The organism is Janibacter sp. CFPM2_SD2, assembly GCF_057364645.1.
Genome location: NZ_JBNFOF010000149.1, coordinates 1 through 8,105 on the forward strand (window position 1 = coordinate 1; position 8,105 = coordinate 8,105).

Annotated in this window: 7 protein-coding genes and 3 pseudogenes; 5 read left to right on the forward strand and 5 right to left on the reverse strand. The window is 72.4% G+C overall.

Translation table 11 applies throughout. The features are described 5' to 3' along the window. The first annotated feature begins 255 nt into the window (after positions 1 to 255). Both glmU and AC2W7J_RS13200 read left to right on the forward strand, forming a co-directional pair. A pseudogene (glmU, locus tag AC2W7J_RS13195) lies at positions 256 to 1,688 on the forward strand (bifunctional UDP-N-acetylglucosamine diphosphorylase/glucosamine-1-phosphate N-acetyltransferase GlmU). After that, positions 1,685 to 2,655: pseudogene (locus AC2W7J_RS13200) on the forward strand (ribose-phosphate diphosphokinase). The pseudogenes glmU and AC2W7J_RS13200 overlap by 4 nt, the downstream one beginning before the upstream one ends. A gap of 52 nt (positions 2,656 to 2,707) precedes the next feature. Here the strand turns inward: AC2W7J_RS13200 and AC2W7J_RS13205 are convergent. Continuing rightward, positions 2,708 to 3,253 (reverse strand): CGNR zinc finger domain-containing protein, encoded by a 546-nt coding sequence (locus AC2W7J_RS13205; RefSeq protein WP_485982936.1) that lies wholly within the window; start codon positions 3,251 to 3,253, stop codon positions 2,708 to 2,710. A gap of 73 nt (positions 3,254 to 3,326) precedes the next feature. Between AC2W7J_RS13205 and AC2W7J_RS13210 the strand changes: the two genes are divergently transcribed. Both AC2W7J_RS13210 and AC2W7J_RS13215 read left to right on the forward strand, forming a co-directional pair. Next, entirely contained in the window at positions 3,327 to 4,358 is a 1,032-nt protein-coding gene (locus AC2W7J_RS13210; RefSeq protein WP_485982938.1) for an EamA family transporter, read from the forward strand. Positions 4,359 to 4,543: 185 nt separating this feature from the next. Beyond that, positions 4,544 to 5,233: a 50S ribosomal protein L25/general stress protein Ctc gene (locus tag AC2W7J_RS13215; RefSeq protein WP_485982940.1), complete on the forward strand. Its 690-nt coding sequence runs from the start codon at positions 4,544 to 4,546 to the stop codon at positions 5,231 to 5,233. A gap of 83 nt (positions 5,234 to 5,316) precedes the next feature. Here the strand turns inward: AC2W7J_RS13215 and AC2W7J_RS13220 are convergent, their stop codons facing one another. After that, entirely contained in the window at positions 5,317 to 5,463 is a 147-nt protein-coding gene (locus tag AC2W7J_RS13220; RefSeq protein WP_485982942.1) for a hypothetical protein, read from the reverse strand. Between the two features lie 400 nt (positions 5,464 to 5,863). Here AC2W7J_RS13220 and pth point away from each other — a divergent pair, with 400 nt between their 5' ends. Next, on the forward strand, positions 5,864 to 6,454 hold the full coding sequence (gene pth / locus AC2W7J_RS13225) for an aminoacyl-tRNA hydrolase (protein WP_421008653.1): 591 nt from the start codon (positions 5,864 to 5,866) through the stop codon (positions 6,452 to 6,454). A gap of 115 nt (positions 6,455 to 6,569) precedes the next feature. Here the strand turns inward: pth and AC2W7J_RS13230 are convergent, their stop codons facing one another. The 3 genes and pseudogenes from AC2W7J_RS13230 to AC2W7J_RS13240 form a co-directional block, all read right to left on the reverse strand. Beyond that, positions 6,570 to 6,722 carry a hypothetical protein gene (locus tag AC2W7J_RS13230; protein ID WP_485982944.1) on the reverse strand — a complete coding sequence of 51 codons (153 nt, stop codon included), beginning with the start codon at positions 6,720 to 6,722 and terminating at the stop codon, positions 6,570 to 6,572. A 14-nt stretch (positions 6,723 to 6,736) separates the two neighbouring features. Beyond that, entirely contained in the window at positions 6,737 to 7,453 is a 717-nt protein-coding gene (locus AC2W7J_RS13235) for a PspA/IM30 family protein (protein WP_421008651.1), read from the reverse strand. A gap of 90 nt (positions 7,454 to 7,543) precedes the next feature. Beyond that, a pseudogene (locus tag AC2W7J_RS13240) lies at positions 7,544 to 8,105 on the reverse strand (hypothetical protein); the annotation flags it as partial.

Consider the following 8,105-nt stretch of genomic DNA (forward strand, 5'->3'; position numbering starts at 1 on the left):
CAAAACCCTGAGTTTTGCAGGGGTTTGAGGCTGCCGATTCCCCCGGGGAATGCAGAGCCCGAGGTCGCACTTCCTTGAGGTCGTGCGGGCGGTGGGGCGGCGGTGACGGGTGAGGTCGTGGGCCGCGGGCGGTGGCCGCTACAGTGGCGACGCGGCCAAGACGGTCCGCCGCGACCCCGACACCCCGGAGAACACCGCGTGAACGACATCCGTCCAGATGCAGTCATCATCCTCGCCGCAGGCGAGGGGACCCGGATGAAGTCGACCCTCCCCAAGGTCCTCCACCCCATCGGTGGGGCCCCGCTCCTCGGGCACGCGATGCGCGCGGCGTCGGGCGCGGGTGCCACGGAGACCGTCGTCGTCATCCGCCACCAGCGCGACCGGGTCGCCGAGTTCATCGAGGACTACGCCACCCGCTCGAGCATCAGCTGCCGCACCGCCGACCAGGACGAGATCAAGGGCACCGGCCGTGCGGTCGAGTGCGGCCTCGAGGTCCTGCCCGCCGACCTCACCGGCACCGTCGTCGTCACCATGGGTGACGTGCCGCTGCTCTCGGCCGAGACGATCAGCGAGCTGACCCGCGCCCACGTCGAGGCGCAGGCCGCGGTCACCGTCATCACCTCGGTCCTCGAGGACGCCAAGTCCTACGGCCGCATCGTCCGAGACCCCGAGGGCGGTGTCGAGCGGATCGTGGAGTTCAAGGACGCGAGCGACGCCGAGCGCGAGATCCGCGAGATCAACTCCGGCATCTACGCCTTCGACGCCCAGGTCCTGCGCCGCGAGCTGGCCAACGTCACGAGCGACAACGCCCAGGGCGAGAAGTACCTCACCGACGTCCTCCAGCTCGCCCGCGCCGCCGGCGGCCGCGTCGCCGCCCACGTCCTGTCCGACCTCTGGCAGACCGAGGGTGTCAACGACCGCGTCCAGCTCGCCGAGCTCGGTCGCGAGCTCAACCGGCGCACCTGCGAGCGGCACATGCGTGCCGGCGTGACGATCGTCGACCCCGCGACGACGTGGATCGACGTCGACGTGACCATCGGCCAGGACACCCGGGTCCTGCCCGGCACCCAGCTGCTCGGCGCGACGAGCATCGGCGCCGAGGCGACGATCGGGCCCGAGGTCACCCTCACCGACTGCGAGGTCGGGGACGGCGCGGAGGTCAAGCGGGCCGAGGGCAACCTCGCCGTCATCGGCGCGGGCGCCACCGTCGGCCCCTACTCCTACCTGCGTCCGGGCACCGAGCTCGGGGCGAAGGGGAAGATCGGCGGCTTCGTCGAGACGAAGAACGCCACGATCGGCGAAGGCGCCAAGGTCCCGCACCTCACCTACTGCGGTGACGCGGTCATCGGTGAGGGGGCCAACATCGGCGCCGGCACGATCTTCGCCAACTACGACGGGGTCAACAAGCACCGCACCATCATCGGCAAGCACTCCTTCGTCGGCTCCGACTCGGTCCTCGTCGCCCCCGTGACGGTCGCCGACGGCGCCTACGTCGCGGCCGGCTCCGCCCTGACCGACGAGGTCGGCCCCGGCCAGCTCGCCGTCGCCGCGGCCGCCAGCGCAACATCGACGGCTGGGTCGCCAAGCAGCGCCCCGGCACCGCCACCGAGGCCGCTGCGCAGGCCGCGGCGGCACCCCCTTCGTCCGACTCCACCGCCACCCCCGACACCAGCGAGGACTCCCAGTGACCGGCATCAACAAGACGACCGAGAAGAACCTCATGGTCTTCACGGGGCGCACCCACCCCGAGCTGGCCGATGCGGTCGCCGCCGAGCTGGGCACCGACCTCGTGCCGTCGAGCGCCTACGAGTTCGCCAACGGCGAGATCTACGTGCGCTACGAGGAGTCGGTGCGCGGCTGCGACGCCTTCGTCCTGCAGAGCCACAGCACGCCGATCAACGAGGCGATCATGGAGCAGCTGCTCATGGTCGACGCGCTCAAGCGCGCCAGCGCCAAGCGGATCACCGTCGTGCAGCCCTTCTACGGCTACGCCCGCCAGGACAAGAAGCACAAGGGTCGCGAGCCGATCTCGGCCCGCCTCATGGCCGACCTCTTCAAGACCGCGGGCGCCGACCGGCTCATCGCCGTCGACCTGCACACCGACCAGATCCAGGGCTTCTTCGACGGGCCGGTCGACCACCTCATGGCCCGCCCGATCCTCGCCGACTATGTCAAGGACAAGTACGGCGACCGCAAGCTCGCCGTCGTCTCCCCGGACGCCGGTCGGATCAAGGTCGCCGAGCAGTGGTCGCGCCAGCTCGGCGACGTGCCCCTGGCCTTCATCCACAAGACGCGCAACATCGAGCGGCCCAACGAGTCGGTCGCCAACCGCGTCGTCGGTGAGGTCGAGGGCCGCTGGTGCGTGCTCGTCGACGACATGATCGACACGGCCGGCACGATCACCAAGGCCGCCGACGCGCTCATGGCGGACGCGCCGCCGGCGTCATCATCGCCGCGACGCACGCGATCTTCTCCGGCCCGGCCGTCGAGCGGATGCAGGCCTGCGCCGCCGAGGAGATCATCGTCACCGACACGCTGCCGCTGCGCGACGACCAGCGCTTCGACGAGCTGACCGTGCTGTCGATCGCGCCGCTCATCTCCCGCGCGATCCGTGAGGTCTTCGAGGACGGGTCGGTCACCAGCCTCTTCACCTGATCGCCCGACGACCGGCCCGGCGCACGCACCGCGGCGCTGGGCGTCGTCGTGCTCAGGCGCGGCGGGACCGGTAGGCGGCGGCCGCCAGGCGGTTGCCGCAGCCGCCGTCGCAGTAGCGCTTGCTCCGGTTGCGCGAGAGGTCGACGAGCACGGCGTCGCAGTCGTCGGCGGCGCACACCCGCAGGCGGGAGAGCTCGCCGGCGCGGACGACGTCGACGAAGGCCATCGCGGCCTCCACCTGCATCCGCCGGGCGAAGGGGGCGTCGGTCTCGGTCGCGTGGATGTGCCAGCCGTAGTCGTCGTGGTCGACGAGCTGGGGGAGGGCGTCGCCGGTGCGCAGCAGGTCGTTGACCAGCGCCACCGTGGCGACCGGGTCGTCGGCGGCCTGCCACACGGCGCGCAGCCGGGTGCGCAGGGCCTGCGCTTGCTCGAGCTCGGCCGCGTCCCCGTCGAAGCGCCCGGTCCACCCCCACCCGACGTAGAAGTCGCGCAGCTGCTCGGGCGTCGACAGGGCGTCGCCGTCGTCCTGCCCGCCGGCGGTGTTGACGAGCGCCGCCGCGGTCTGCAGGGCGACGTCCGTGTCATGGGTGAAGACCATGTTGACTCCTGACGATCGGCGGGTCTAGCGTCATCACCAACAGGTTACGTGACTCATGACGCCAGGAGTAGCAGTGCCAGCCCCCTCCACGACCGCAGCGCGGTCGCCCTTCGCCCTCGGGCTGCTCGTCGCCCTCTTCTCCGCGGCGACCTTCGGCTCGTCGGGGACCTTTGGCGCAGCGCTGCTCGAGGCCGGCTGGACCCCCGGCGCGCTCGTCACCGCCCGCATCACCGGGGCTGCGCTCGTCATGGCCGTGCCCGCCGTCATCGCGATGCGGGGGCACTGGCAGCTGCTGCGGCGCAACGTCCCTCGCCTCCTGGCCTACGGCGTCTTCGCGGTCGCGGGCTGCCAGTTCGCCTACTTCATGGCCGTCGACCACCTGTCGGTCGGCGTCGCGCTGCTCCTCGAGTACCTCGCTCCCGTCCTCATCGTCGGCTGGGCCTGGGCCCGCCACGGGCGCCGGCCGAGCCGGCTGACCTCTGCCGGCGTCGGCGCCGCGGTCCTCGGCCTCGTCTTCGTCCTCGACGTCGCCTCCGGCGCCCGCCTCGACGTCGTCGGGGTCCTGTGGGGCCTGCTCGCCGCGGTCGGCCTCGTCGTCTTCTTCCTCGTCGCGGCCGACGAGGACGAGGCGCTGCCGCCGATCAGCTTTGCCGGGGGAGGGCTGGCCGTCGGTGCGGTCGGACTGCTCGCGGTGGCCGCCGTCGGCTGGCTGCCGATGGCCGCGTCGACCGACCCGGTCGACCTCGCCGGCTGGTCGGCTCCGTGGTGGGTCGCCGTCGTCGAGCTGGCGATCGTCGCGGGTGCGGTGGCCTACGCCTCCGGCATCGCCGCCGCCCGCCTGCTCGGTGGCACCATCGCCTCCTTCGTCGGGCTGAGCGAGGTGCTCTTCGCGATCGTCTTCGCGTGGCTCATCGTCGGCCAGGCGATGTCGCCGGTGCAGGTGCTCGGGGGCGTCGCCGTCCTCGCCGGCGTCGTCATGGTCAAGCTGGGCGAAGGGGAGCGCCCGGGGGCGCCGCTGCCTGCGGACGACGTCGACGCGGCCATCGCGTCGGGCCCGGAGGCCGGTCACGGGACCGACTTGGCCGAGCCGGAGCGGGTCCACTAGTATCTCGGGGTTGCCTCGGCGAGGGACGCTGCACGGTCGCAGCGATCCGTGATCGACGCGGTGCCGTCCTGTGGGCTTGCCCGCGCGTCGACATCCACGTCCGCGCCACGTCCCACGTCGAGGCCACCGCCCCACGAGACACGCCCGCTCCCAGCGCGGGCATTCCCCGACCCTAGGAGCAACACATGTCCAGTGATGAGATCCGTCTGGTCTCCGACAAGCGCACCGAGTTCGGCAAGGGTGCGGCCCGCAAGCTGCGCCGCGCCGACAAGGTCCCCGCGGTCCTCTACGGCCACGGCGAGGCCCCGGTCCACCTGGCCCTGCCCTTCCACGACACCTTCCAGGCGCTGAAGAACCCCAACGCCCTGCTCACCATCGCCGTCGAGGGCGAGGGCGACCAGCTGGCCCTGGCCAAGGACGTCCAGCGCGACCCGATCAAGCCGATCATCGAGCACGTCGACCTCGTCATCGTCAAGCGCGGTGAGAAGGTCACCGTCGAGGTCCCCGTCCACGTCGAGGGCGACGCCGCCCCCGAGACCGTCGTCACGGTCGACAACGCGACCCTCGAGATCGAGGCCGACGTCACCAACCTGCCCGAGGCGCTCGTCGTCTCCGTCGAGGGCCTCGAGGTCGGCACCCAGATCCTCGCCGGCCAGGTCGAGATGCCGGCCGGGGCGACGCTCGCCTCCGACGCCGAGCTGCTCGTCGTCAACATCACCCAGCAGATCTCCGCCGAGGAGCTCGAGGCCGAGCTCGCCGAGGCCGAGGCCGAGGCCGGCATCGAGCACGACGAGTCCGACGCCGAGGCTGCCGAGGCCGCCGAGGGCGAGGGCGAGTCCACCGAGGGTGGCGAGGAGTCCTCCGAGCAGGAGTGACCCACCGGCGCGTTGCGCCATCTCGCCGAAGGGGCGGGACCTCCACCACGGAGGTCCCGCCCCATCGTCGTGCCGAGGGTGGGCTAGCGGCGGCGATCCCACCAGCCCACGGCTTGGATGATCCGCTCGACAAGGGACCTCGACCGGTCGGGCTCCTCGGCGTAGTAGCGCTGCATCGTCGTGCGCGTGGCCTCGTCGAGTGCCGCCTGGACGGCCTTGGCGAGCTCCATCGCCTCGTCGAGGCGCCGGGTCGCCTGTGCGGGGTCCGCAGACGCCCGCGAGCGGGCTTCGTCGACGAGCCGCGCGGCCCGGGAGACGTGCGAGCGGATCTCGGGGGTGGTCCTCCGGCCCAGGCGCTGAGGCGCCGGTCGACGCCGGCGACGTAGGCGTCGACGGTGCGCGCCCGCCGCTCGAGCCGAATGGTGGCCCGTCGGTCGCCGCTCTCGGCTGGGGTGGTCTCGGCAGAGTCGATCTCCGAGTGCTGCGTCACGTGGATCCCCTTCCGGCGGTGCCCCTCACCGCCCGCGATCACCCTGACACCGGGCGGCCGGGTCGGCAGGACGTGCGGGGCGCGGCTGTGGACGACGAGGTGACGGGTGCTCCCTTCGTCATTGCATAGGGTGGGGCCCCGTGAGTGATGACACCTGGCTCGTGGTCGGTCTCGGCAACCCCGGCCCGCAGTACGCCGGCAACCGGCACAACGTCGGCGCGATGGTCATCGAGCACCTCGCCGAACGCGCCGGAGCGCGACTGCGCAAGCACAAGGCGGGCGCCGCAGCGGAGTCGGTCCGGCTGGGGCCGGTGCCCGGCAACCGCGCGATCATCGCGGTCCCGAGCTCCTACATGAACCTCTCCGGCGGCCCGACCAAGGCGCTCGCCGGCTTCTTCTCCGTCCCGCCGGAGCGCACGGTCGTCGTGCACGACGAGCTCGACATCCCTTTCGGCGAGGTGCGGCTCAAGCTCGGCGGGGGCGAAGGGGGGCACAACGGTCTCCGGTCGATCTCCAGCAGCTTCGGCACCAAGGACTACCTGCGGGTGCGCGTGGGCATCGGGCGTCCGCCGGGTCGCATGGATGCCGCGGACTTCGTGCTCAAGGACTTCTCCTCGACCGAGCGCAAGGAGCTGCCCTTCCTCGTCGACGACGCCGCCGATGCGGTCGAGCTGCTCATCGAGCAGGGACTGACCGACGCGCAGCAGGTCGTGCACGCGCCGCGTCCCTGAGGGCGCGGCACCCCCTCGACAGGAGAAGCCCCCGGTGCGCAGGAGTACCGAACTCCGGCGAAGCGGGGGCTTCTCGGGTCACCCGATGATCGGGTGAGAGGTGGGGGCGCCGGACTCAGAAGCCGGTGCCCATGTGGTTGTCGCGGTTGCGGAGGGTCTCGGCGGCACCCTTGCCGTAGCTGCTGTCGAGGTCGGACCCGCTCATCGAGCCGCCCCGCCGGGCGATGACGGCGACGAGCGCGGCACCCACGGCGACGAGGCCGCCCATCAGCCACCACATGGTCAGGCCTGCCCGCGCAGCGCGGCGAGCCGCGCCTCGATCTCGGCGTCCTGGCTGTGGTCCTCGAGCTCGGCGAACTGGTCCTCGAGGGTGGCCGACTGCGCCTCCGCGCGGCCCTGGACGAGGGCCTCCTGCTGGCGGATGCGGTCCTCGAAGCGGCCCAGCTCGCTCGTCGGGTCCATGACGTCGATCGAGCCGACGGCGTCCTGCACGCGGGCCTGGGCCTCCGCGGAGCGGGCCCGGGCGACGAGGGCCGAGCGGCGCGCCTTGAGGTCCTCGAGCTTGGTCTTCATGCTCACCAGACCGGACTTGAGCTGCTCGACCTGCGCGTTCTGCGCCTGGATCACCGGTTCGGCCTCCTTGGCCTCGCCCTCGTGCTGGATCTGGCGTTGCAGCGCGACGCGGGCGAGGTTGGTGAACTTCTCCGCGCCGGCGGTGTCGCCCGCCGCCGTGAGCTCGTCGGCCTTCTTCGCCGCGGCGGCCGCCTTGTTGCCCCACTCGGTGGCGGCGTCGCGGTCCTCCTTGAGGTCGCCCTCGGCCATGCGCACGTGCGCGATCGTCTGGGCGACGGCCTCCTCGGCCTCGGCGATGGAGTTGGTGTAGTCCCGGACGAGCTGGTCGAGCATCTTCTCCGGGTCCTCGGCGCGGTCGAGCAGCGCGTTGATGTTGGCCTTGGCGAGCTGGCTGACGCGGCCGAGGATGGTCTGCTTCTGGGTCATGGTGCTGTCCTCCTGGCGGTGGTCCCGCCGGTCGTGGTGCGAGGTGTGCTGATCACGTGCTGGGTCGGGTGACGAAGGGGGGAGCGCCGGTCAGAAGCGACCACCCCCGCCGAATCCGCCGCCACCGCCGAGGCCTCCGCCTCCGAAGCCCCCGCCGAAGCCACCGCCGGACCCGCCCCAGCCGCCGCCGCGGCCGCTGAAGCCCCCGGAGAGAATGCCGCCGAGGACGAGCGAGCCGACGTCGATGCCGCTGCGGCGACCGCCCATGCCGCCCATGCCGCCGAAGCCGCTGAAGTCGTCGGGTCGCTGGATGCCGCTCAGGGCCCGCTCGGCGAGGACCTCGGCCTCGCCGAGCCGCTCGCCGGCGAGGTCGAGGTCGGTGTCGCGGGCGGCGCGGGCCTCGTCGACGAGGCGGGCGGCCGTCGACGGATTTGGGTGCGCGGGCCGGAGTCGACCCAGCCACGGGGCCCGGTCGATCTCGCGCTCGACGGTCGCGACCGGGGCGCGCACGTGCTCGTGCCGGCGGTCGAACTTCGCGAGCCGGTCGCGCGCGGCGGCGTCCTTGCGGTAGCGGTCGAGGGCCTGGTCGAGGAAGTGCTCCGCGCGCTCGAGGGAGCCGAGCGCCCCGATGACGTCGCCGCCGCGCGCGCCC

Coding starts and splice junctions, on each gene's coding strand:
- AC2W7J_RS13235 (WP_421008651.1), bottom strand. CDS start 7,453: ATGACCCAGAAGCAGACCATCCTCGGCCGCGTCAGCCAGCTCGCCAAG.
- AC2W7J_RS13230 (WP_485982944.1), bottom strand. CDS start 6,722: ATGGGCGGCCTCGTCGCCGTGGGTGCCGCGCTCGTCGCCGTCATCGCC.
- AC2W7J_RS13205 (WP_485982936.1), bottom strand. CDS start 3,253: ATGGTCTTCACCCATGACACGGACGTCGCCCTGCAGACCGCGGCGGCG.
- AC2W7J_RS13220 (WP_485982942.1), bottom strand. CDS start 5,463: ATGGAGCTCGCCAAGGCCGTCCAGGCGGCACTCGACGAGGCCACGCGC.
- AC2W7J_RS13215 (WP_485982940.1), top strand. CDS start 4,544: ATGTCCAGTGATGAGATCCGTCTGGTCTCCGACAAGCGCACCGAGTTC.